Here is a 25,136-nt window from a genome sequence, read left to right as displayed (position 1 = left end):
TATATAAGGTATCTTTAGATCACAAAACTATAACGGTACCTTAACAAAAGCAATAGAAGATGGATATATTTTTATTTATAAACGATAAAACCCTGCAATTTGCAGGGTTTTTAATGATTTATAAACATTTGACAATAAAAAAGCTACTTCCCGATCTGCACCCTTAACGAAGCAAAAACACTGCGCCCGGTGGTCAGCATCAGGCCGCTTCCACCGCTGTGCGCTCCGCCGCCTACACCGGCCGCGGCAAGATTAGAAACATTAGCCAGGTTACGCACCCCTGCGGTGAGCTGGATCCGTTCTTTGTAAAATGATTTTTCTACTGAAGCATCGATATTGTGATAGCTACGCAGCCTTCCGGTAAACAACCCTCCTCCTTCAATACCGCCGATGACCGGCTGCGGTCCGGTGTACTTATAGAACACGGCAATACCGGCGCCCCATTTGGGTATATCATAACGCGCATTACCGGTCACTTCGAAATAATGGAAATTTGGCACAGTATCCAGGCCTGTAATGGTCTCCAGGCTCTTGGTATAGCTGGCTCCCAGGTTCACCCGCAGGTTTTCCCAGCGCAGCTCATTGTTCAGCTGGACCACAATAATACGGGTATGCCCTATATTGGAATTCGTAAAGCGATTGGTTATCCTTCCCGAGTCTTCCAATTGCCTTAAAGCGATCTGGTCTTTTACATCATCATAGAAGCCCGTCAGCGAGGTCAGCAGGCTGCGCCTTCCTTTTTCAAAGAAGGTATAGGCTGCCGATGCCTGGAAGTGATTGCTGTATTCGGCCTTAAGATCGGGATTTCCGTCGATGTTGTGGTTGCTGTCGTGAAAATCGAGATACAGCTCCTTTAGCGTAGGCGCGCGGAAACCGCGGCTGTAGGAGCCCCGGAAATGTAATGCCCTGGTAGGTTTGTACAGGAAGCTGAGCGACGGCGATATGGGCGCGTTGTACAGCGTATTGTGCGTAAAGCGTATAGCTGGCTGCAGCGTAAGCGTAGGCAGTGCTTTGATGTCCGTAGTCAGGAACAGGGCATAGTCGCCCATAGACTTGTTGCCGTCTTTGATCTTTTCTACACCCCGGGCAAATTCGGCGTTAATGTCGTAACCGAAGGTATAATTGAAGATGCCGGCTTTATTGTTATACGTGGTGCGCGATGTTATGTTGTCGAAAGTATTGACGCTCTGATCACCGGGAAGATCACTCAGCCGGCGTTCCAGCGTGCTCAGGTCAGTATTGTAAGTTGTCCGGCGGCGATGATACAAAGCATAGCTGTTGTTGCTTTCCCAATAGCCATTAGCGCCGGTCTTCCATCTCAACTGCAGGCGGTTGATGAAACGGGTGGTGCGGAAATACATATCCCTCGCCGTCTTGTTGAACTCGTTCAGCGGATCGGGCACAGCATCTTTGATCACGAGATTCTCAGTGGTCAGGTCGCCGCCATAAGTCAGCACTGTATTCTCGCTGAAGCGGTGGATATATTTGAGGTTGCCGATGTACTGCTCTTTGGGCTTCCAGTCGGGGTTCCTGGGCAACGGGCCTCCGGCCGAATCCCAGCCCTGGAAAAAGTTCCGGGTAAAGGTCAGCGAAAGATTGTCCTTTTCCCAGCTGCGGGCAAGGTCGGCGCCGAAGTTATAGCGGCCTATAGATTCGTAGAACGCATTGGCGCCGGCATTCCAGCTGTGCTTGTTGGTCTTGGTCGTCAGGTTGATCACGCCGCCTATCGCATCGGATCCGTACATCACGCTCATAGGCCCCTGCACAATCTCGATCTTTTCAATATTGGCCATATTGAATTGTCCCAGGTCCACATTGCTGGCTTCTCTGCCATTGACCGGCAGACCGTCGATCATGATCTTCACATTGGCGCCGCTCAGCGCGCGCATATTCATCTGGCCGCCCAACATGCCGTCCTGCGAGATATTGATGCCCGCCTGATTACGCAGCGCCTCCTGGAGGGTAACAGCTCCCTGGGCCCTGAGATCAGCAGCCGTAATAATCTTGTACACCGACACGGCTTCGTCGAGCCGGGTAGGCCGACCAACACCGGTAACCACCACTTCATTGAGCCCGGTATATTTCTGGTCCAGGCTGATGGTGAGCAGGCCGGCCGGCGCCGCATTCAATGTTCTCACCAGGGGAATAGAGCCCATATTGCTGATCTCGAGCTGCGCCGGGTAAGCCTGGATATTGATCCTGGCTTCGCCGTTCACATCGCTCAGGCTGCTTCCGGCCGGTTGGGCATCGCTTTTCAGCAGCTTCACCACCACACCGGGCAAGGCTTCTCCCGAAGCATCGACCAGCTTCACGGTCACCTCCTGCGCCGGCACGCGCACAGCAAAGCACAGCAGCAATAAGGGCCATATGATTCTGTACATAGCTTACAATCGTTGTTTATTGGAAAAAACATGCTCCGGCACCATCGTACCGAAGCATGTTCCTGTATGGTTGGTTATAAGCAAGCGCTTATTTTACGACCATTTTCTGTGTGGTATTGAAACCGGCTCCGGAAAGATTAATCATATATATGCCTGCGGGATACTGGCTTACATTCAACGGAATCTGCCGGAATCCGGATTTGATATCCTTAACGGTCTTCATTACCACGCGGCCGTTCAAATCAACGATGGTCAGCTGCGCATTTTTCAGGTCCTGCTTTACATCAACCAGCAGGTTGGTCACGCCGTTTACCGAGGGATTGGGCACCACAACCAGGTTGCTGACAAAAGCATTCACGGCTTCAATACCTACGGGCGGGGGCTTGGTATATACCTTACGTTTCTGCAGACCGATCCTGCGGAAACTGGTTCCGGACTGGGTTGCGAAATAATCAAAATAAACCTGCCAGATATCGCCGTTCAATACTTTGATGAAATAGCTGCGGTTCTCCGTAAGGCTCCATGACATGCCGTTCAGGAATTTCCAATCGTTGCCGATCGTATTCAAGGCAGAATCGTAGTTTGAAGCGGGAATGGTAGTATAGTCTACACTGCCCGGGGCAGTGCCGTCTGCCTGTGCTACGCTGACGTTATAATTCTGCAGCACACCGGTTACGCCCTGCAGACCCTGGCTGCCGTAAAGGTCCATGTAGTTGGAGAAGACAAAATCCCATGAGGTCCTTGCAGGCTCCCTGTCCAGGACTTGCTTCGTTTCAAGGTTGTAATATTTAAACAGCTTGTCTGATCCGGCGGTGCTGATGCTGATGGTATCCACATCAGTGCTGCCCAGCTCGCGATAGTACAGGGTCCATTCGTTACCGTTAACCAAAGCGCGGGGCCAGAAAACATAAGATTTGGAGATCGTTACCGGTCCGCCCATGCTGCTCGCTTCAAAGTTCAGCAGGAACAAAGTATCGCCGACCACGCTATGGTCGGGATAGCCGCCGGGAGCACCAGCCATATAATAATTGCCCCAGCCGTAGTTGAAGGGACTGCCGGTAGCAGCAGCGTTAAACGCGCCGTTCGCGTAAGAAGAGGTGTCGTTGTGCAAAGCATGCGCAGCGCCTGTTTTGCCAACCGTATCTGCCGCAGCGATTGTCATAAATTCCGTCGCGTTCTTACCCAGCGCATAGAGCTTTACAGAAGGGCCGTTCTTGCGGGCTTCGTTGGTCCATATACCGGCGCCGCCGTGGTAAGGCACGGCAAAAGAGATGGCCTGAACCGCAATATGCCAATTGGTTTCGGGCACTGCGGGTCCGGACTGACCATGCTCAAGGCTGTAGTAAATATTGTCTACATAGTTAACGCCCATGCTTACCGTGTCAGCGATCCAGCTTTGTGCCTGGGATGCTGTAGCCAGCGCAAGCGCTCCAACAGCCATTGTGTATTTTAATTTCATAGTACTTGTTTTTCGCCGGCAAAAGTACACCTGCAATTCCGCACATCATGTAGCTACATGATTTTATGACAGAAAAATGACAGTGCTCCCTGCTAATAACTCATTGATAATGCGCCAAAAAACTAAGGGGACGGAATGATCTTCGCCCCCTTGGTTTTCAGTCTTTTTTATCCAAAATTACTGTCCGGTTTAAATCGTAGCTGCGCTGGTTCGGGGCCGGTAAAAAAAGAAAAGCAGCAAGCCCCCGATCACCAGGCAGGCTGAGATGATCTCGGCCTGTGTAGGGTGAATGAATCCCCAGTCGTATTTGTAATTGACCCGCACCAGCTCGATCAGGAACCGCTCCAGTCCGTTCAGGACAAGGTAGATGCCGAATAATTGCAGCGGCCGGTTAAAGCGCCGCCGGATCGCCCACAGGAACAGGAACAGCAGGATACAAACTGTCGCCTCGTACATCGAAGTGGGGAATACGCCCGCAGGCAGCACATGCCGGTACTCGCCGCTGTCGCCGGGAATGGCGATGCCATCATTGTTCACATTATGCGGAAAATTCTGTGCAAACAACCAATCGGGAAGCCAGCCGGGCGCCGGTGCATATTTATTCGGGATCACCTGGTTCAAGTTCCTGTCAATAAATTGATCGGGATACCGCTTCAGCATAGCCTCGTAATCCTGGAAGGAGCTTTTGGCCAGGGTAGCGTCGGCCTGGGTTACATAAGCGCTGTTGAAGATACCCCAGTCGCCATCGCCCGAGAACTGGCAGCCGAGGCGTCCGACCCCGTATGCCAGCATTAGCGCCGGAGCAGCGGCATCGCAAAGATGAGCGAAGGAAAATTTCTTTTTACGGGCATACAGGTACAAGGCTACGGTAGCCGTGATCAGTCCGCCATAAAAGGTAAGTCCCGAAGGCGACAGCAGGTTACCTACCGGATCATGAATAAAATTGTCCCAGGTCTCGAAAGCATTGAACAGCTTGGCGCCGGCAAAGCCTGCGATCGCCGCAATGAACAGTATATCGGCAACACGGCTATGGGGATAAACAGCGACCTGTGTCTGCTTGCGGCCTGCGGCCTGCAATTTCTTTTTGCTGCTGTAACGCGAGTACACAAATACTGCTGCAAGCAGCACACCGCCCAGCAGGTTGCCCCGGGCCGAAAACAGGAAATCAACAGGGTTCTTCGATGCTTCCGAAGCGTTCAGGAACAGGCCCAGGACTTTAAAGCCAACCAGGAAACCCAGCACAGCCATCCATATCAGCTCTCCGGTAGACGCAGGCTTGCCGCTTTCTTCCATTATGATCTCAGGCTTGAAAAAGCCTTGCTCTTTTTTCCGCTTCAGCTCACGGGTTACCACCAGGGCGGCGCCAAGAAAGCTGAGCGCTACAAAAAAGCCGAAGGTCTTGACGAGGCTCAGGCCGGGAATATCGATCCCGAATAAAGATTGGAAGAGGTAATGAAAATCGGGATACATCTTGGATGGTATACAAAATTTGGAATGAGCAAAAGTAAATACGCCACAGGAGCGGTGGCGTTCCGGCGCTTCTAGCTCTTCATATTCACGTACTGCAGCGGCATTTCCAGGTTGGCGCCATTGCACAGCCGGATCACGTCCTGGAGATCGTCGATCTTCTTGCCCGTAACGCGGATAATGTCGTCCATGATCGCTGCCTGAACTTTGCTGCCGCTGTCTTTGATCAGCTTTACGATCTTCTTCGCGTTGTCTTTATCGATACCGTTGCGGATAGCCACTTCTTTGCGCACATATTTGCCCGAGGCCTGGAAGGGCTTGCTGAAGTCGAAGCATTTGGCATCCAGCCCCTGCTTCAGCGATTTGGAGATGATCACATCTTCCACCTGCTGCAGCTTCATATCACTTTCCACCTCAATCTTCAGCGTCATTGCTTTCTTATCCAGCTCTATCTCCACGTGGCTGCCTTTGAAATCGTAGCGGTTGGTAATTTCCTTTTTAACGACATTGATCGCATTGTCCAATGTCTGCACATCTACTTTACTGGCGATATCGAATGAGGGCATAAGTTTAAATTTAGGAGGAGCAAAGATACAAAAACAGAACGGAGCTGCCCAAAAGAGAAGGGGACAGCTCCGCCGTTACTTCCCGGGAACCGGTCAGGCCCCTGCGGGATTTTATTCATTTCCGTCCCAACGCTTATTTCAGGTTGAACGCTTTCTTTACTTTCGCTACATAATCCAGCTTTTCCCAGGTAAACAGCTCCACTTTTACTTTCTTCTCTTTACCATCGGGTGTGGTGAACACTTTGGTCACCACTTCGTTCTTGCGGCCCATATGACCGTAAGAAGCGGTTTCGCTGTAGATGGGATTGCGCAGCTTCAGGCGCTGCTCGATGAAGTAAGGACGCATATCGAAAATGCCTTCCACGATCTTTGCGATCTCACCATCGCTCATATCTACTTTGGCCGAACCATAAGTATTGATGTAAATGCCCATGGGCTGCGCCACGCCGATCGCATAGGAAACCTGTACCAGCACTTCGTCGGCAACGCCTGCAGCCACCAGGTTCTTGGCAATATGACGGGTAGCATAGGCTGCCGAACGATCCACTTTGGAAGGATCTTTACCCGAGAAGGCGCCACCGCCATGCGCACCTTTACCACCGTAAGTATCCACGATGATCTTACGGCCGGTAAGGCCGGTATCGCCGTGCGGGCCGCCGATCACGAATTTACCGGTGGGGTTGATGTGGTACTGGATCTTATCGTTGAACAGGCTGGCAAATTTCTTGTATTTCTTTTTCACGCGGGGGATCAGGATGCTGATGATATCCTTCTTGATCTTGTCCAGCATTTTAGCTTCTGTATCGAAATCGTCGTGCTGTGTGGAAACCACGATCGCATCGATGCGGATCGGTTGGTTGTTGTCGTTGTATTCCAGCGTTACCTGAGACTTGGCATCAGGACGCAGGTATTTGATCTGCTTGTTCTCGCGGCGCAGCTCGGCCAGCTCGATCAGGATCTTATGTGCCAGGTCAAGCGCCAGCGGCATATAGTCTTCGGTCTCGTTGGTAGCATAACCGAACATCATGCCCTGATCGCCGGCGCCCTGCTCTTCTTTTTTCTTGCGGTCAACACCCTGGTTGATATCGGCCGATTGCTCGTGAATGGCTGAAAATACACCGCAGGAGTTGGCCTCGAACATGTATTCACTCTTCGTATAGCCAATCTTCTTGATTACGTCGCGGGCAATGGTCTGAACATCCAGGTAAGCTTTAGACTTTACTTCGCCTGCCAGCACGACCTGACCGGTCGTTACCAGGGTTTCACAGGCAACTTTTGACTCGGCGTCAAAAGCCAGGAAATGATCGATTAAAGCGTCGGAGATCTGGTCTGCAACCTTATCAGGATGTCCTTCTGAAACGGACTCCGAAGTGAATAAGTAAGGCATATTTGATTAAACAGTTTATAAAAAAATTTCTCAAAGGTAGGGGAATGAGAATAAATACGCAAAGCGGGAACTTAATCTTCCTTATCCCGGATGGTATCGGCCGGGATACGTTCGACATCGACAGCCTTTTGCTCTTCTTCGATATAAAGCTCTTCTCCCCCGATAAGATCCAGGGTTGAAATATCAACCTTCCAGCGCTCGCGGCCTTCTATATCGCGCTGGCGCAGCAGCCGCAGCTTGTTGAATGGAAGGATCTTGGGCTCGGTGGTATAGGATACGATCACGGTACTGTCCGATTCCTTTTTATTACCGGTGATCTTTACTTTGAAATGCTCGGCCTTTTCTTTCTTGACCGACTCGGGGATTTCCTTGGCAAAGGACGCCCATATATCCAGCAGCTCCCAGGTATTCCTGGTCGACAGGGACCGGGCGGTCTCATAGTCCATCTGCACAAAGCTGTTGAGGAACTTTTCCGTAACCGCCTGGGGCGAATTGGTATTCTTGCAGGAGTACAGCACTGTTGCGGCAAGCAACATTACCATAAAGAGACTTGTTTGCTTTTTCATCATTTAACTTTCGGCATGCGAATTTACTGTATATAACCTATTCTGCAAACCAGCGCCATGTCCTTGCGGACAAACAGGTTGTCAACCGAAACAAAGCTGAAGCCGGAAGCCTCTGTCAGCGGGAGATACTTTTTATCGCCCGTCGTCTCCAGCATGGCCTTATACACAAACTCGGTGCAGTATAGAGCACTGTCGGTGGTCAGGTCGAAATGCGGATCAAAGCGGCGGCGCTCCTTAAAGTAACGGAGCGCAACGGTATACAGCTTTTCTGCCTGCGCGGGCCGCAGCCGGTAGCGATAAACCGCATAGCCCAGGTTTTCGGCGGGCGAAATATAGGCGCAGAGCGAATCGCGGCGCAGGAGCGCATCGGGATCGGCTGCGCTGCCGATACAATTGTATACGAAAGGATAGCCGTTCTCGATGAAAACAATACCGGCATGAGAGTAGTTTTTGTCGCGGGTATTGACCCGCTTGAACAATGCGCTGATGGCATCGCTGCCCGAACGCAGCACCAGGTCGCCATTGCGTACAATACGGATAGCGCTGTCGGCGCGGGCCCTGTTCCAGGAATGGGCAGCCCTGCGGTCGCCGGCGTTCAGCGTTGTGACCGCAGGCCGGGGATTCAGCTCGTTCCTGATCCAGCGCCGGTTGTACACAGCGACAAATAACAGCAGCATGACGATCAGCAGACCACCTTCTATCCTGCGATGCTTGTTTTCTGAAACCTCATGGCTCATGTGGGCAAATATAAGACACCTTGCTTTAGCAGGCGGGAAACAGCCCGGATGCTTAATTCAGCTGCGGATGCAAAGGCATATTGGCCAGGAAGGCGAAAGCGCTGCCCAGCGAACGGATGGAGTCTTGCCATACCCGGCCCGATTCGGTACCGAAAATGAGATCGTTGAAGCTGTCGGCTACCAGCCAGGCGCCTTCTTCAAGCTCCGCCTCCAGCTGCCCTTTGTCCCAGCCGGAATAGCCGATGAAAAGACGGAGCATGGCCGCGTCGGGCTCATGATGTTCCAGCACATACGCCAGGTGAGCATACGAACCGCCCCAGAATACCCCGGGCAGCACCTCGGCGCCACCCATCAGCTCCGGCATCTTGTGTATGAGATGCAGGGTATCGTTGCGTACGGGGCCGCCCTCGAATATCGGCAAGGATACATTGTTCAGCTCGGGCAGCAGATCGCTTATACTGCTGGACGAAGGCCGGTTCAATACAAAGCCGATGCTGCCGTCATCGCCGTGCTCGCAGAGCAGCACCACCGTGCGGGCAAAGCCCGGATCGGTAAGGAAAGGCTCAGCGATCAGCAGCTTTCCCGCTGCCGGCTTGATATTGGTCGATCTGCGCAAGTCAAGTATATCCATTAATGAACGGTTTGTCGTTATAAAATTAAACCACCGCTCCTTAAATCCAAGTTCTTCGTTTCATTATTTAGGCATACTCCCGTTTCTTAACAAAGCATTGTTTGTTAAAACTAAAAACCAAAACGTTAAGTATAAAGTAATAATCGCTTGCATCCTTTACCTTTGGCCAAGCTATGAAAAGAGTTTTCCCCTCCATTGTGATCCTTATCACCCTTTCCTTAGTGGGCCTTATGATGTTGCAGATGTCCTGGATCCAGAACGTGCTCCAGGTGCAGAAGCAGAACTACTACCTTGACCTGGAAAATGCATATGTGGGCATCGTTAAAGGCATCAAGGAACGGCTGGCTTCCGTGCTGGGCGTTAATCCCAAAACCGCGGCCTGGGAAAGCCGCGAAGCTTCCAATTACTTCTGGGAACAGCTTAACAGGATTCCTTCCAGTGAGATCAACGATCTCATCAAGCAGGAGCTGAACAAGAACGGGATCGATCTCAGCTACGAGTTTGCCATCATGAGCAACGACTGGAATTACAGCGCGATCAAATCGCCGGGCTATAACATGGACCTTATGTTCGCCAACTCTTTTCATAAATCGATCACTGCCGATAACCGCTACTTCATTTCCCTATACATCAACAAGCCCAAAAATTATATTCTCCGCCGTACCTCCTGGATGATCGGCGCATCTGTCCTGTTTACCGTGATCATCATTTCCGCTTTCGCCGTCACAGTGCGCACGGTATTCCGGCAAAAGCAGCTCTCAGAGATCAAGTCGGATTTCATCAATAACATGACGCATGAGTTTAAGACGCCGCTGGCGACCATATCACTGGCAGTCGATGCCCTGGGCAATCCGAAGGTACAGGGCCGCGGCGACCAGATCGATTATTATACCGGCATCATACGTGAAGAGAACAAACGGATGAACAAGCAGGTAGAGAAGATATTGCAGGCTGCTCAACTGGATACCAACGACCTCGAGCTGAACCTGCAGACAGTGGATGTGCATGACGTAGTCGCCAATGCTGCGGCCAATATTATGCTTATGGTGGAAGAGAAGCATGGCACCCTGGAGCAAAAGCTGGTGGCCAAACGCTGGTTTATCAAAGCCGACGAGGTGCATTTTTCCAATATCATCGCCAACCTGCTGGATAATGCTATCAAATATTCCAAGGATCCTACTCACATTGCGATCGAGACCAGCAATCCCAATGCCAAAACGATAGCGATCCGCATCAAAGACAATGGCATCGGCATGTCCAAAGAAACGATCGGCCATATTTTCGAGAAATTCTATCGCGCGCATACCGGCAACCTGCACAATGTAAAGGGTTTCGGGCTGGGCCTCAGCTATGTTAAATCGGTTGTCGATGCCCATCAGGGCAAAATAAAAGTCGACAGCACACCAGGCAAAGGCAGCACCTTTACCCTTGAATTCCCCATGACATAAGTCAATAAAATAAATATCTCTTTTTTGCGTTTGACAAGTGAACGTTCATTCAAACCCAATGCACAAAGGGTAAATGTAAGTCATATAATCATTTGTTTAACAAATACATAAAAAGACAATAATGTGACATAAGAAATAAATCCATCTTTATTTCTCCTTATTGACGAAGCCCGTTTTCATCATATTAACACGAGATTAACTGGCTTATATATGTCATCCCCCTAAGATATATTAGAAATTCGCTATCTTTGCCCGACACTACCCTATTCCCCTCCATTTATAAACCATAAAAGATTTGCTTATCGGACGTAATCTTACACAATTTATTTAATCACTTATCTTAAATAGTATATACAATGGAACAAACAGTGTCAGCAAACACTTTGGTAATTCGGAAAGAAGAAGCAAATGAGCCGATTAAGCTGGATTATGTGGCGGTGAAAAGTGCCGCAATGACCTTAAGAGCGATTAACCACAAACTGCGTCAACAAATCATAAAGCTGCTGGAAGAAAATAAAAGGATGAACGTTACTGACATTTATGTAAAGCTGCGCCTGGAGCAGTCGGTAGCTTCACAGCACCTTGCTATCCTGCGTCGCGCCGATATCGTGATCACGGAGCGTGACGGTAAATTCATCCACTATGCGCTCAATCATGCACGCATAGCCTCTGTTGGTCATTTCGTGAAAGAGCTGATCAATTCAGAAAAATAAAAACACTAAGCTAAAAAAATGAAGCCCCGCAAGGATTTGCGGGGCTTTTCCATTGAAGCAGAACGATGTATTCGGGTAAAATTGCGGTCGTACCTGAGCACGGGTGCTGAACCGTATACAGTGATCAGGTAAGGGGTTTCACAGGTTCAATGTTTTATTCGTTTTAAAGATAGGGCTTGTTTAAAGAATAAAAAGCAGGAGTAGATCGTTCGGTTCATTTTATCGGAATAGGGTTTTGTACGGGGCTAGTAATGGCTTTTGTGTTATTGCAATGTAAAGGTGCAATAAGCCCGGGGCTTCCACAATTAAAATATTCCGTTAAATTCAGTGATCAGAACAGGTCTTTGATCGCTTTAATTTGCCTCAAACGTATAATAATCAAAGTATTAGGACACTTTAATTTCTTCTTCATTTCAGTATTCCGGAATACCGTATCTTTATTATCGATAATATACTTTCAAACGGAAGTCCGATGTCTGCTACGGAAACACGTAAGAACGAGGTGCACCAATTGGTACGCAACCTGGAAGGGCATGAAAAGGCTTATTACAAAAAGATGGCCAAGCGCTACGCAGACCGTAACCAGTCCCTGCACCTCCAGCTTTTCGAACTGCTGGAAAACAGTGCCGTCAACGATGAGAAGCTGTTCATGAAGAAGATGGGCGTAAAAACAGCTTCCCATTTTTCAGGACTGAAGAACCATCTCTGGAACGATATCCTGTCGTCGATGGTCTACCAGCGCCGCAAAGATCCCCTCATCCGGCTGCAGTTCATTATGCTGGAAGCCGAGGCGCTGATGGCCAAGAACCTGGTGGCCTCAGCCGAAAAGCTTGCTGATATGGCCTGGGCTACAGCCTTGAAATATGAGCTGTACAGCACCCAGCTCAAGCTGCTACAGCTCTACTATAAAATACTGCCTTACTACGACTACAAGCATTTTAAGAAGGAGAGCGCCCGCCTGCTGCTGCTGCAACGAAAGGTGCTGCAACGGCTGCAATGGGAGCAGCAGCTGCAGGTCCTGCGCCGCGAGCTGATCACCTTCAAACAGTTCACCTATCTCCGCTGCACCCCGGAGCAATTGCAACGCATTGCCGCTATTGAAGACGAACTACACGGGATCGACCTGGATGAAGATTGCGTATTGCTGCAGCTCCTCCGCCATTTCAACCTTTGCGCCGCTGCCCACCTGGCTTACCGTTTCGGGCAATGCGCTGTTCATGTCAAGGCACTGACCCGGCTGTGGCAGCAGCATCCGCATCATATAGGACAAAGCCCCGCGCTGCTGTTCAATTGCTGCGATTATATATTTTACAATGCTTTTGCCCTGAAAGACCCGGAGGCGGCTGCACAATACCTGGACGTCTACGAGACACTGGCCGCCGGGCACCTGGACAGGAACGAGCTGGAACGCTGGGAGATCATGTCCTTTCATACCCGGCTGAAGATCTTTCACAAACAGGCGCAGTATGCCGAGGTGGCTGCGCTGCTTGAACGCAGCGCTGCCGATATTCTTGCCAAAACGCATCGCGCCCTGCCCCCGGTAATGGGCCTATCGATCATCTGCTCGCTCTGCATCTCCTACTTCGTGCTGGAAGCCTACGATAAAGCGGAAGACCTGCTGCTGGATGCCGTCAATATCAACCAGGACCTGCAGCGGGAAGATATCCTGTATTTCACCTCGATATTTTACCTGCTCATTCTCCTCGAAAAGAAAAGCTTCCTGCAGCTCAGCAATGCCATTTCCACCAATTACTTCCGCCTGTACAACAAGAAAAAGCTGCTGCCTTTTGAAAAAGACCTGATGCTCTTCCTGAAGCACCTGGTGGGCGCGGCCGGCGAAAAAGAGCGGCTGAACATCATCCGGGGCTTTATGGGACGGCTGGAACATTACCGCCACGACCCGGTAAAAGAGCTGTACTTTCTCTACTTCAACTACTACGGCTGGCTGGAAAGCAAGATCGAAAAGATCAGCTATACCGCCTATATCACCCGACAGGTGGCGGCTCAGTCGCCGGCCCCTGCTCAGACCTGACATTCCCACATTCGGCGGAGCTGCTGTCAATAACTTTTGGCGCCGCCACGCGGAACATTCTGAAATCAAAGTTATTTTTGCCTGGAACATGGCAAAGAAATCTGCAGAAGAAACCCCGTTGATGAAACAGCACCAGGCGATAAAAAGCCGTTACCCCGATGCGGTATTGCTGTTTCGCGTAGGCGATTTTTACGAAACCTTCAAAGAAGATGCGCTGATCGCATCCAAAGTGCTGGGCATTACCCTGACCAAAAGGGCCAATGGCGCGGCGTCCCATATCGAGCTCGCAGGCTTTCCTCATCACTCGCTCGACACCTACCTGCACAAGCTGGTCAAGGCAGGCCATCGCGTGGCGATCTGCGACCAGCTGGAAGATCCCAAGGCCGTAAAAGGCATCGTGAAACGTGGCGTTACCGAGATCGTAACGCCCGGTGTCGCCGTAAATGACAAGCTGCTCGAAAACAAAAGCAACAATTTCCTGGCTGCCGTATACCTCGACGAAAAAGAGAACGGCGTGGCCTTTCTCGATATCTCCACCGGGGAATTTTTCGTGGCCCAGGGCAATATGGAATACATGGATAAGCTGCTGCAAAGCTTTCAGCCTTCCGAGGTGCTGATCGCCAAAGGCAAACAACGCCTGTTCAAAGAAGCGCTGGACCAGAAGTATTATACCTTTTCCCTCGAAGACTGGATTTTCCAGCACCATTACGGCTACGAGACCCTGATGCGTCACTTCGATACGCAATCGCTCAAAGGCTATGGCATCGAAGAGTGGCCGGCAGCCATCATCGCCGCCGGCGCTGCCCTGCATTACCTCAAGGATACGGAGCACCCGCATATACAGCACATCAACTCCATACAGCGCATTACAGCCACCGAGTTCCTGTGGATGGACCGGTTTACAATACGTAACCTGGAGCTGATGCACAGCCCCGTGGAGAACGGCTATACCTTGCTGCAGGCCATGGATCATACCCTTACGCCCATGGGCTCGCGCCTCCTCAAGCGCTGGATCATTTTTCCTCTTGCTGATAAGGCGCAGATCGAACAGCGGCTCGACTGGGTTTCTGCTTTTATCCGCAACCAGGATGCTGCTGACGAATGCCGAAAGCACCTGAAGCAGATCGGCGATATTGAGCGTCTGGCCGCCAAGGTCCCTTTGAAAAAGATCGGCCCGCGGGAAGTGATCCAGCTGGGCCGCAGCCTTCAGCATTGCGCCGCTGTCAAAACCTTAGGCGGACAGATGGAAGGGCAGGTTGCCCTGCTAACGGCAGGCATTGACCCCTGTACCGATATCCAGGATACCATTACCAGCCAGCTGAACGAAGAAGCGCCGGTAGCCGTCAACAAAGGCGGCGCTATTAAAGAAGGTGTGCACGAGGAGCTGGACCAGCTGCGCAAGATCGCCTACAGCGGCAAGGAATACCTGCTGCAGATTCAGCAGGCCGAAAGCCAGCGTACCGGTATCCCTTCCCTCAAAGTCGCCTTCAACAATGTATTCGGCTATTATCTCGAGGTCACCAATACCCACAAGGATAAGGTACCGCCCGAATGGATACGCAAGCAAACGCTGGCCAACGCCGAACGTTACATTACGCCTGAGCTGAAAGAATACGAAGAAAAGATATTGGGCGCCGAAGAAAAGATCGCCAGCCTGGAGCTGCAGATCTACGATGCGCTTGTCGATAAGCTGCAAACCGCCCTGGGCCGCATGCAGCAGAATGCCCAGGCCATAGCGCGGATCGACTGCCTGCTGTCCTTTGCCCATATTGCCAGGGAATACCAGTATTGCCGCCCGCAGATGAGCGACGACCAGGTGCTGGACATCAGGCTGGGCCGGCATCCTGTGATCGAGCAGCACCTGCAGCCCGGCGACAGCTATGTGGCCAACGATATCCTCCTCAACAAAGAGGAGCAGCAGGTGATTATCCTCACCGGCCCCAATATGAGCGGTAAATCGGCCCTGCTGCGCCAGACCGCGCTCATTACCCTGATGGCGCATATGGGCAGCTACGTACCCGCAACGGCCGCCCTGATCGGCCTTACCGATAAGATATTTACCCGAGTGGGGGCCTCCGACAACCTGAGCGGCGGCGAGTCTACCTTTATGGTCGAGATGAACGAAACGGCCAGCATTGTCAACAACCTCAGTGCCCGAAGTCTCATCCTGCTTGACGAGATCGGCCGGGGCACCAGCACCTACGATGGTATCTCGATTGCCTGGGCGCTGGTAGAGCATATACAGGGCCACGCACACAAGCCCAAAACCTTATTTGCCACGCACTACCACGAGCTGAACGAACTGGAGCACAAGCTGGCCCGCGTAAAGAACTACCACATTACCCATAAGGAAACAGGCAACAAAGTGATTTTCCTGCGTAAGCTGGAGCCCGGCGGCAGCCGCCACAGTTTTGGTATCCAGGTAGCCCGTATGGCCGGCATGCCCGCATCGCTCACCGACCGAGCCAACGAAATACTGGCCGTGCTGGAAGAAAAACATGCCGACAACACGTCCACCGAAAGGGTAAAGAAGATACCGGTGCAGAATTTCCAGCTGAATATCTTCGATGGCCTGGGCGAAGACCTGCGCCGGATACAGACCCAGCTGTTCACGGTAGACATCAATACCCTTACCCCCGTGGAGGCCCTCCTGAAGCTGAACGAGCTGAAAGATATTGTAAAGGTGTATCAATAATTTTATACCCCTGTTCACTGCAGAGACGTTGCATGCAACGTCTCTGCAGATAAAAGTGGCGAATTAATGATTTCATTCCCGGGGCATATAGCGAATACAACCATTATTGCCGAAGTTTGTTGGTAAAGCAAATTCCGGGAAAAGATGGAAGTAACAGTAAGACAATTACAATCAGATGATTATGCAGGGCTGCGCGCGGCCATGATCGAGGCCTACGACGGTATCGGCGGGGTATGGCGCGAAGCCAATATCGACAAGCTCCTGGACATATTCCCCGAAGGACAATTTTGCGTGGAGGTAGACGGCAAGGTAGCTGCCTGCGCCCTATCTATTATCGTGCAATACGAACTGTTCGGCGACGAGCACACCTACGAAGAGATCACCGGTAATTATACCTTCGATACCCATTTCGACGATGGGGATGTGCTGTATGGTATAGAAGTGTTCGTGCATCCCGACTATCGCCAGCTGCGCCTGGCCCGCCGCCTTTACGATGCGCGGAAAGAGCTGTGCGAAAACCTGAACCTGCGCGAGATCATGGTAGGCGGACGCATTCCCAACTACCACCTGTACAGCGAGCAGCTCAGCCCCAAGCAGTATATCGAAAAGGTGAAAGCAAAGGAGATCTACGATCCTGTACTCAGCTTCCAGCTGTCCAACGATTTTCACGTAGCCAAAATACTGACCAATTACCTCAGGGGCGACAAACAATCGCATGAATATGCCGTGCTCCTGGAGTGGAACAACATTTACTATTCCCGGAAGAAGAATGCCCTCAGCGACAGCATCATCCGCATTGGCCTGGTGCAATGGCAAATGCGTCCTTTCGCCGACATGGATAAATTCTTTGAACAGGTAGAGTTCTTTGTGGATGTGCTAAGCGAATACAAATCGGACTTCGCCGTGTTTCCCGAATTCTTCAACTCTCCGCTGCTGGCCGAGTTCAATCACCTCAGCGAATACGAAGCCATGCGCGAACTGGCCAAGAAGACCGAAGAGATACGGAAAAAGATTGCCGAATATGCCATTGCTTATAATGTCAATATCATTGCCGGCAGCATGCCCGTAGTGGAAGGCGGGCACTTGTATAATGTCGCTTATCTCTGTCACCGCAACGGCAAAATGAGCGAATACCGCAAAATCCATATCACGCCCAATGAGACCAAGTACTACGGTATTACGGGTGGTGACAAGATCAGCGTGATCAATACCGACTGTGGCAAGATCGGCATCCTTATCTGCTACGACGTGGAATTTCCCGAACTCTCCCGCCTGCTGGCCCTGCAAGGTATGAAGCTCCTGTTTGTGCCTTACCTTACCGATACCCAGAACGCTTATATACGGGTGCGGCATTGCGCCATGGCCCGGGCTATCGAAAATGAATGCTTTGTGGCTATCGCCGGTTGCGTGGGCAATCTTCCAGGGGTCAACAATATGGACATCCAGTTTGGACAGGCTGCCGTATTTACGCCTTCTGACTTTGCCTTTCCCATGAATGCGATCAAGGCGGAAGCAACCCCCAATACCGAGATGACCCTTATTGCCGATGTAGACCTCAACCTGCTTAAGGAGCTGCATCACTATGGCTCGGTGCGTACAATGACCGACAGGCGCACAGATCTCTATGAGGTAAGCATGCGGAAGAAATAAGCGTTTAACAGAGCCTTATGTATTTAGCGGGTTACCTTTTCAATCTTCCGGGTATAAACAGGTAACTCTAAAACTTACAGCGATGAAAAAACTGATCTTAATGATGGCCGTAGTTGCCGGATTCGGTATGACTGCCTGTAACAATGCCACCGAGAATAAAAATGATGCAGCTGCCGATTCTGTAAAGGAGCAGGCGCAACAAACGGCCTCCGACATGAAGGAAAATGCCGCTGCAGCCTCCGACACCATCAAGTCTGCAGCCAATGCAATGGAAGATTCTACCAAAGCAGCGGCTAAAGCCGTAGAAAAAGCCGGGGAGGAGAAGGCGAAAGAAATGAAAGACCAAAAGAAATAAGTAAGCCTGAAAGCAAAAACAAAAGCAACGGCGCCGGTAAACCGGCGCCGTTCGCATTATTATGGATGTTTCTTCATCATTACTTATTGTGCAGCTTGGCTTGCTTGCCCAGCAGCTCCTCTACTGTTTCCCGGTACATTTCATCGGGAATGCAGCAATCCACAGGGCATACTGCAGCGCATTGCGGCTCTTCGTGGAAGCCCTGGCATTCTGTACATTTATCAGGAGTGATGTAATAAGTGTCTACAGCAACCGGGTCATGCGGCGCCGTTGCGGTGGTCACAGAGCCATCCATTAGTGTAAAATCGCCTTTTACGGTCGTACCATCAGCAATCTTCCATTCTACGCCACCTTCATAAATGGCGGTATTAGGGCATTCCGGCTCACAGGCTCCGCAGTTAATGCACTCGTCAGTTATTTTTATAGCCATAATAATATGCTTATTTGTGATCGTGGCCCGGCGCTGAATCCCGGTGATCCCCCCATCCGGCCACCCTTGTCGATTAAAAATTGTTTATCCGGCTGCAAAACTACAATTTCGCAGTCAGAAAATTGCATTTCTATGTCAGTATTGGATGAAAGAATCGCCCTTATGGTACGCCTGGGCCATTACCTCGCAGATAACAGTGAAGCCTGGCAAAATGTTGTGGCACAAGCGCACCGGATGAACGCCTGGTTCGTGCCCGAATATACGCAGCTCGCCGTTACCGGTATTGCCGAAGCTTTTTTACAGGAAGACCGGCTCAGGAGCTGGCTGGCAGCCTATCCTGCCCTGACCGGACAGCCTTCGGATAAGACCGTGGGCCTGGTGATGGCCGGCAACCTGCCACTGGTCGGCTTCCACGATTTTCTCTGCGTCTATCTCAGCGGCCTTAAGCTGGTCATCAAGCTGTCGTCGAAAGATACTGTGCTCTGGGAGCACCTGCTGGGCCTGCTGGGCGAATGGGATCCCGCCTTCCGCGACCAGGTGAGCACCGGCGATATGCTGAAGGGCTGCGATGCCTATATCGCGACCGGCAGCAACAATTCCGCCCGTTACTTTGAGCAGTATTTTCAAAAATACCCGCACATTATCCGCAAGAACAGGACCTCCGTTGCCCTGCTGGACGGCACCGAGACGCCGGAGCAGCTCGACGGCCTGGCGCAGGATGTCTGCACTTATTTCGGTCTCGGCTGCCGCAATGTAACCAAACTGTATGTGCCCGAAGGTTATCGTTTCGAAGACCTGCTGCCCGTGTTCAATACCTTCAGCAGTCATATGGATCACCATAAATACAAGAACAATTACGATTTTCAGCTGGCCATTTACCTGCTGAACAAGGTGGCATACATGAGCAACGGCAGCCTGTTGCTGGTGCCCGGCGAAAGCCCTTTTGCACCCATCGGCGTGCTGCATTATGAATATTATACCGATAGGGAAGCCCTGCTGGCGCAGCTGGCAAGCGACGACCGGCTGCAATGCATCACGCTTAAGGGGGCCGCTGCACTGCCCGGGACTACTACAGCAACCCATGCTTTTGCCGTGCCTGCCGTAGAGACCCGCGTCTTTGGGACCAACCAACGGCCGCAGCTGAACGACTATGCCGATGGTATCGATACCATGGCATTTCTCTCTTCCCTGCTGTGAGGCCACGACTTGCGGCCGGTAATTTTAAACGCTGGAAGCAATCGCGGGTCAAAGAGGGACGTGTAAAGCCAGTCCCGTTTCTTAAAAAACCTCAAAAAACAAATTCTTAACCATCCTGTATCTCAAAGCAATGTATTTTTGGTACAGCTAAAAAGTTAAAATTCTCTCCGTTAAAATTTATGGTGAAACTCTACGTTTAAATAAGCATCCAATTACCTATTAAAACAAGAGAGCAGAACTATGAAGAAAATAATTGTTCCGGTAGTCGTTACCGCAGCGGTAACTTCCCTGCTGACCATGTGGGGCTTCAGCAAACTTTCAGATAAGAAGCTTTTCCTTTCCGGCAACAACGATATCCCAATCCATTATGCGTCCAATACGGGCATGACGGCAACACAGCCGGTCGATTTTTCACCCGCTGCAGAAGCTTCGGTCAGATCGGTGGTGCATGTGAAAACCCTGACCCAGGGCAAAACCGTGCTGGCCCAGGATCCTTTCGGTTTCTACGGACCGCAGCAGTACCGTATGCCCGACCAGATGGGCGCGGGATCGGGCGTGATCATTTCCCGCGACGGCTACATCATCACCAATAACCACGTGGTGCAGGGCGCCGACCAGGTACAGGTAACTTTTAATGACCGCAATACGCAAATCGCCAAGGTAGTGGGCACCGATCCCGGTACCGATATCGCCGTGCTGAAGATCGACGGCAGCGATCTGCCCTATATGGAGCTGGGTAATTCGGATAATGTCAAGCTGGGCCAATGGGTACTGGCTGTAGGCTATCCGCTGAACCTGGACGCTACGGTTACGGCAGGTATCGTAAGTGCCAAAGGCCGCGCTATCGGGCTGAATGCTGCCCGTGCGAAAAGCGGCGCAGTGGAATCGTACATCCAGACCGATGCCGCTGTGAACCCCGGCAACAGCGGCGGCGCCCTGGTGAACACACAGGGACAGCTGATCGGTATCAATGCCGCCATCGCATCGCCCACAGGCAGCTATGCAGGCTATTCTTACGCAATCCCCTCCAACCTGGCCCAGAAAGTGGCCGGCGACATTATCAAATACGGATCCGTACAAAGGGGTTTCCTGGGCCTGACGCTTGTGGACCTGAATAAGATGACCGAACAGTCGGCCGAGCAATATGGCTTGAGCAGCGGCGCCTTCCGTGACGCCAAAGGAGTGCTGGTGCAAAGTACCGTACCCAACAGCGGCGCAGCGGCAGCCGGTTTAAAACGCGGCGATATCATCACGTCGATCAACGGTGTTTCCGTAACCAGCGCCAACCAGCTCACCGAGCAGGTAGCCCGTTTCCACCCCGGTGATAAGATCAGTGTTGGCTATATCCGCAGCGGCAACCTGGCCAATGTTTCCGTGGAGCTGCGCAACCTGTCGGGCGCCGGCAGCGTGGGCAAGGGAGCCAGCATGGCCTATTCCGGCGCTACCCTGCGCAACCTCACCGATATGGAAGCCAGCAACCTGGGTGTCGACGGTGGTGTTATGGTAACCGATATTGCCAACGGCAGCGCGGCCAAACGCGCAAATATCCAGAAGGGCTTCGTGATCCTGAGCGTGAACGATGAAATCATATCCAACCTTAGCGACTTCCAGAGTGCCGTGGCGCAAGCCAATGACGGCGTGCAGGTAGGCGGTATGTATCCTGGCAGAAGGGGCATGTATTACTATGGCTTAAACGACAACAACGGCGGCAGCTATTAAGCGCACTGACCGTTTTACAAAGAATACTTGAACGCCGCCCACCCCTGATGTACAGGGTGGGCGGCGCTGCTTTTACCGTATGCGTTCATCCTGCCAAAGGATTTTCCCCTGAACAAAGGAAGATACTTATCTTGCAGGCATCAACAGATATTGCCTTTGGAAGAAAACCGTACGATATCCAGGAAGCTACGCCGCAACAAGCCGGCCCTTATAGCGCTGGGCTTTATCCTGCTGACGGCGCTGATGGCGCTCTTCGCCTATCCCCTGGCCGCCGACAATACACCGCTGGCCAACAATATGGTGGTAGAGATCAGCGCCAGGCCCGCGGGTTACCGGCAGCAATTCCTGCTGGTGCCCAAGCAAAGGGTGCCGCAGCAACCTGGCTGGCTTAACGGCCTGCTCAATGGCAAACCTTCTGCGTACGCTTATGTCCCCATCAACGGCTATTTTATCTCCGGAGACACCTTAAAAGCCCGGCATCACGTAGATATAGGGCTGGAAGATACCCTGAGCTACCCGCTCAGCAGGCTGGGCCTTCCGGCAGGGCAAACCGCCAAGAGCTGGATAGACCAGCATCGCATTACAGAAAGACGCTTCCTGCTGGGCACCGACCGCTATGGCCGGGATATCCTGTCGCGCCTGCTCATTGGCGCCAGGGTGAGCATTACGGTGGGTATCATTTCCGTATTGCTGTCGCTGAGCATCGGTATCCTGCTGGGCTCGCTGGCCGGCTGGTATGGCGGGGCCACCGACAACGCGATCATGTACCTGATCAATATCCTCTGGTCTATCCCCACCCTGCTGCTGGTTTTTGCCATCACCCTTACCATCGGCAAGGGGTTCTGGGAGATCTTCATTGCCATAGGGCTTACCTCCTGGGTAAGCGCGGCCAGGCTTATCCGGGGCCAGGTGATGCAGCTTAAGGAAATGGATTTTATTGTTGCAGCGAAAGCATTGGGCTTTAAAGACAGCCGCATCATTTTCCGGCATATCCTGCCCAATATTGCAGGCCCCATCATGGTGATCGCCGCCGCCAACTTCGCCACGGCCATCCTGGTAGAAGCCGGCCTCAGCTTCCTGGGCGTGGGGGTTCAGCCGCCGACTCCTTCCTGGGGGCTCATGATCAAGGAGCATTACAATTTCCTGATCGCGGGGCACCCGATGCCGGCATTAATACCCGGTATGGCCATCATGGTGCTGGTGCTGGCCTTCAATATACTCGGCAACGCCCTGAGAGACGCGATCGATGTACGCTAAGATTTCTGTATCCTTATTTGCCTTACCCTAATCCCGAATCCATTATTTTTGCACCTGTATATCATCAACCTTTATATTAACCTGATTTAATGTTACCCATACAACTATTCCGGCAAGATAAAGACCTTATCCTGGCCGGGCTGAAAAAGAAGCATTTCAAAGAACTGCACCTCGTGGACGAGATCATCGCCCTCGACGAAGAGAAAAGACAGATACAACAACAGAGCGAAGCACTCTCCGCCGCATCCAACGCGGCATCCAAAAGCATAGGCCAGCTGATTGCCGCCGGGAAGAAAGAAGAAGCAGAAGAGAAGAAGCAGGAAGTAACCCGGCACCGCGAAACAGCCAAAGAGCTGGCCAACCGGCTGGCGGAGGCCGAACAGCGCCTGCACCAGCTGCTACTGAGCCTGCCCAACCTGCCGCATGCCTCTGTACCCGAAGGCAGAACGCCCGAGGAAAACGAGGTGGTACGCCAGGGCGGACAGCTGCCCGAGCTGCACACCGATGCCAAGCCCCACTGGGACCTGGCGCATCAATACAACCTGATCGATTTTGAGCTGGGCACCCGCATTACCGGCAGTGGTTTCCCTGTATACATCAATAAGGGAGCCAGGCTGCAGCGGGCCCTTATCCAGTATTTTCTCGATTACAATACTGCAGCCGGCTATACCGAATACCAGGTACCGCACCTGGTCAATGAAGACAGCGCCTATGGTACCGGACAATTGCCCGATAAGGAGGGCCAGATGTATCATGTAACGGAAGACAAATTCTTCCTCATCCCAACCTCAGAGGTGCCCCTGACCAATATCTATCGCGACGAGATCGTGAAAGAAGATCAGCTGCCTTTGCGTATGACGGCTTATACACCCTGTTTCCGCAGGGAAGCCGGCTCTTACGGCAAAGATGTGCGCGGCCTTAACCGTCTGCACCAGTTCGACAAGGTGGAGATCGTACAGATCGCTCACCCGGAGCAATCTTATGAAGCCCTCGAGCAGATGGTAACGCATGTGGAACAGCTGTTGCAGAGCCTTGAGCTGCCTTATCGTATCCTGCGCCTCTGCGGCGGCGACATGGGCTTTACTTCTGCCCTGACTTACGACTTCGAGGTATACAGCGCGGCGCAGCAGCGCTGGCTGGAAGTGAGCTCCGTATCCAACTTCGAATCCTACCAAACCAACCGGATGAAAATCCGTTATAAGGACGAGCAGGGCAAAACGCAGCAAGCGCATTCGCTTAACGGCAGCTCATTGGCGCTGCCCCGAATTATGGCCTGCCTGCTGGAAAACAACCAGACAGCAGCAGGCATTCAGCTGCCGGCCGTTTTGAACAAGTACCTGAACGATACGCTCATCCGCTAATTGGCGCGAACCTGCGGCGCGCAATGCCCGCAGCTTATTGTCCATCTTAAACGAACATTATGATACAACGCATTCAATCATTATGGCTGTTGCTGGCCGCCATCGTTATGGCCACCATCTTCTACTTTCCCACCTATGTCTTAACCGGGACCAGCGCCCTGAACCGTACCGTAGGCAATGATCCGCTGGCCATCATCCTGGCGGTGCTCAGCATCGTACTGAGCCTGGTGACCCTCTTCCGCTTCAAGAACCGGAAGAACCAGCTCAGCCTTACCTGGCTGAATATACTGGCCTGTATCGGCCTGCAGGCCTGGCTGTTTATCGGTATCAATAATTTCCGCAGCGCTGCCGGAAACGCTACGCTTCCCGGACATTACTGGGTCGGCACTTTCCTGCCGCTAGTGACCCTGCTCCTGCTCTTTATGGCCAGGGCAGGCATCCGGAAGGATGAAAAGCTGGTCAAATCGCTGGATCGCCTGCGCTGAGAAGGCGGTAACGGCATCGATAATCACAATGTATCTATAAAGCAGCGCAGGCCACGGAGCCGTGCTGCTTTTCTTTTTATAATTTTGTATCCTTAAAAGACCCCTTCTTATCCCCCTATGAGCCTTGATCTGAGCGCTATCCGCCACTATTGTGCTTACCAGGAGCGTTGTCACAGCGACGTACGGTATAAGCTGCTGGAGCTGGGCTTTCGTGGCCCGGAGCTGGAAGAAGCCCTGGCCGCGCTGATCGCTGACGACTTTTTAAACGAAGAACGTTTTGCCCGGTCTTATAGTGGAGGAAAATTCAGGGTATTGCACTGGGGCCGGCGGAAGATCGAGCAGGGCCTCAGGCAAAAGCAGGTATCGGAATATTGTATCAGGAAAGGCTTGCAGGAAATTGACGCCTCCGAATACTATCACACCTTGCAGCAGCTGGCCGGCAGGAAATGGCTGGAGCTCAGGAGCGAGAAAATGCCCCGGATACGAAAACAGAAAGTCCTCCGTTATTTATTACAAAAGGGCTATGAAGCAGATTTGATTACCGAAGTACTACAGGAACAGCAATACACAAAAAGTGGAAAACAGGATGCCCGAGGATAA

At 51.9% G+C, this 25,136-nt stretch carries 21 protein-coding genes; 12 read left to right on the top strand and 9 right to left on the bottom strand.

Translation table 11 applies throughout. The annotated features are described in order from the left end of the window. Nucleotides 1–143: 143 nt before the first annotated feature. From DZC79_RS16865 to DZC79_RS16830, 8 genes are all read right to left on the bottom strand, one after another. The gene (locus DZC79_RS16865) at nt 144–2,381 is read right to left on the bottom strand and encodes a TonB-dependent receptor plug domain-containing protein (RefSeq protein WP_118952777.1); all 2,238 of its coding nucleotides are present in this window, start codon (nt 2,379–2,381) and stop codon (nt 144–146) included. 88 nt (nt 2,382–2,469) lie between these two features. Beyond that, the gene (locus DZC79_RS16860; RefSeq protein WP_118952776.1) at nt 2,470–3,840 is read right to left on the bottom strand and encodes a T9SS type A sorting domain-containing protein; all 1,371 of its coding nucleotides are present in this window, start codon (nt 3,838–3,840) and stop codon (nt 2,470–2,472) included. A 189-nt stretch (nt 3,841–4,029) separates the two neighbouring features. Further along, complete coding sequence (locus tag DZC79_RS16855; protein ID WP_118952775.1) at nt 4,030–5,310, bottom strand: prolipoprotein diacylglyceryl transferase; 1,281 nt, start codon at nt 5,308–5,310, stop codon at nt 4,030–4,032. Between the two features lie 71 nt (nt 5,311–5,381). Then, nucleotides 5,382–5,873, bottom strand: a complete 492-nt coding sequence (locus DZC79_RS16850; RefSeq protein ID WP_118952774.1) for a YajQ family cyclic di-GMP-binding protein — start codon at nt 5,871–5,873, stop codon at nt 5,382–5,384. 133 nt (nt 5,874–6,006) lie between these two features. Then, nucleotides 6,007–7,260, bottom strand: coding sequence for a methionine adenosyltransferase (metK, locus tag DZC79_RS16845; RefSeq protein WP_118952773.1), 1,254 nt, complete (start codon nt 7,258–7,260; stop codon nt 6,007–6,009). Nucleotides 7,261–7,331: 71 nt separating this feature from the next. Beyond that, nucleotides 7,332–7,826 (bottom strand): hypothetical protein, encoded by a 495-nt coding sequence (locus DZC79_RS16840; RefSeq protein WP_157977222.1) that lies wholly within the window; start codon nt 7,824–7,826, stop codon nt 7,332–7,334. Between the two features lie 23 nt (nt 7,827–7,849). Next, nucleotides 7,850–8,563, bottom strand: a complete 714-nt coding sequence (locus DZC79_RS16835) for a C40 family peptidase (protein ID WP_118952771.1) — start codon at nt 8,561–8,563, stop codon at nt 7,850–7,852. A gap of 52 nt (nt 8,564–8,615) precedes the next feature. Beyond that, nucleotides 8,616–9,194, bottom strand: a complete 579-nt coding sequence (locus tag DZC79_RS16830; RefSeq protein WP_118952770.1) for a YqgE/AlgH family protein — start codon at nt 9,192–9,194, stop codon at nt 8,616–8,618. 173 nt (nt 9,195–9,367) lie between these two features. Between DZC79_RS16830 and DZC79_RS16825 the strand changes: the two genes are divergently transcribed. The 6 genes from DZC79_RS16825 to DZC79_RS16800 all read left to right on the top strand — a co-directional run bounded on the left by DZC79_RS16825 (nt 9,368) and on the right by DZC79_RS16800 (nt 18,087). Beyond that, entirely contained in the window at nt 9,368–10,642 is a 1,275-nt protein-coding gene (locus DZC79_RS16825; protein ID WP_118952769.1) for a sensor histidine kinase, read from the top strand. A gap of 356 nt (nt 10,643–10,998) precedes the next feature. Further along, nucleotides 10,999–11,355, top strand: coding sequence for an ArsR/SmtB family transcription factor (locus DZC79_RS16820; protein WP_118952768.1), 357 nt, complete (start codon nt 10,999–11,001; stop codon nt 11,353–11,355). A gap of 472 nt (nt 11,356–11,827) precedes the next feature. Then, the gene (locus tag DZC79_RS16815; protein WP_118952767.1) at nt 11,828–13,387 is read left to right on the top strand and encodes a hypothetical protein; all 1,560 of its coding nucleotides are present in this window, start codon (nt 11,828–11,830) and stop codon (nt 13,385–13,387) included. 88 nt (nt 13,388–13,475) lie between these two features. Beyond that, a complete protein-coding gene (gene mutS, locus DZC79_RS16810) occupies nt 13,476–16,082 on the top strand; it encodes a DNA mismatch repair protein MutS (protein WP_118952766.1) in 2,607 nt (868 codons plus the stop codon). Between the two features lie 144 nt (nt 16,083–16,226). Beyond that, nucleotides 16,227–17,732: a carbon-nitrogen hydrolase family protein gene (locus DZC79_RS16805; protein ID WP_118952765.1), complete on the top strand. Its 1,506-nt coding sequence runs from the start codon at nt 16,227–16,229 to the stop codon at nt 17,730–17,732. Nucleotides 17,733–17,814: 82 nt separating this feature from the next. Further along, nucleotides 17,815–18,087: a hypothetical protein gene (locus tag DZC79_RS16800; protein WP_118952764.1), complete on the top strand. Its 273-nt coding sequence runs from the start codon at nt 17,815–17,817 to the stop codon at nt 18,085–18,087. A 79-nt stretch (nt 18,088–18,166) separates the two neighbouring features. Here DZC79_RS16800 and DZC79_RS16795 read toward each other — a convergent pair whose 3' ends face one another. Continuing rightward, nucleotides 18,167–18,517: a 4Fe-4S dicluster domain-containing protein gene (locus DZC79_RS16795; RefSeq protein ID WP_118952763.1), complete on the bottom strand. Its 351-nt coding sequence runs from the start codon at nt 18,515–18,517 to the stop codon at nt 18,167–18,169. A gap of 132 nt (nt 18,518–18,649) precedes the next feature. Between DZC79_RS16795 and DZC79_RS16790 the strand changes: the two genes are divergently transcribed. From DZC79_RS16790 to DZC79_RS16765, 6 genes are all read left to right on the top strand, one after another. Beyond that, nucleotides 18,650–19,714, top strand: a complete 1,065-nt coding sequence (locus DZC79_RS16790) for an acyl-CoA reductase (RefSeq protein WP_118952762.1) — start codon at nt 18,650–18,652, stop codon at nt 19,712–19,714. A gap of 240 nt (nt 19,715–19,954) precedes the next feature. After that, nucleotides 19,955–21,433: a trypsin-like peptidase domain-containing protein gene (locus DZC79_RS16785; RefSeq protein WP_118952761.1), complete on the top strand. Its 1,479-nt coding sequence runs from the start codon at nt 19,955–19,957 to the stop codon at nt 21,431–21,433. A 156-nt stretch (nt 21,434–21,589) separates the two neighbouring features. Beyond that, complete coding sequence (locus DZC79_RS16780) at nt 21,590–22,690, top strand: ABC transporter permease (RefSeq protein WP_232831861.1); 1,101 nt, start codon at nt 21,590–21,592, stop codon at nt 22,688–22,690. Nucleotides 22,691–22,779: 89 nt separating this feature from the next. After that, on the top strand, nt 22,780–24,051 hold the full coding sequence (serS, locus tag DZC79_RS16775; protein ID WP_118952760.1) for a serine--tRNA ligase: 1,272 nt from the start codon (nt 22,780–22,782) through the stop codon (nt 24,049–24,051). A gap of 59 nt (nt 24,052–24,110) precedes the next feature. Further along, nucleotides 24,111–24,536 carry a DUF4293 domain-containing protein gene (locus DZC79_RS16770; protein WP_118952759.1) on the top strand — a complete coding sequence of 142 codons (426 nt, stop codon included), beginning with the start codon at nt 24,111–24,113 and terminating at the stop codon, nt 24,534–24,536. Nucleotides 24,537–24,653: 117 nt separating this feature from the next. Beyond that, nucleotides 24,654–25,136 carry a regulatory protein RecX gene (locus DZC79_RS16765; protein WP_118952758.1) on the top strand — a complete coding sequence of 161 codons (483 nt, stop codon included), beginning with the start codon at nt 24,654–24,656 and terminating at the stop codon, nt 25,134–25,136.

Origin of the sequence: Taibaiella helva (assembly GCF_003545695.1) — a bacterium.
Taxonomy (GTDB): Bacteria; Bacteroidota; Bacteroidia; order Chitinophagales; family Chitinophagaceae; genus Taibaiella; species Taibaiella helva.
The sequence above is the reverse complement of the archived record's forward strand: the minus strand, read 5'-3'. Positions and strand labels throughout refer to the sequence as shown.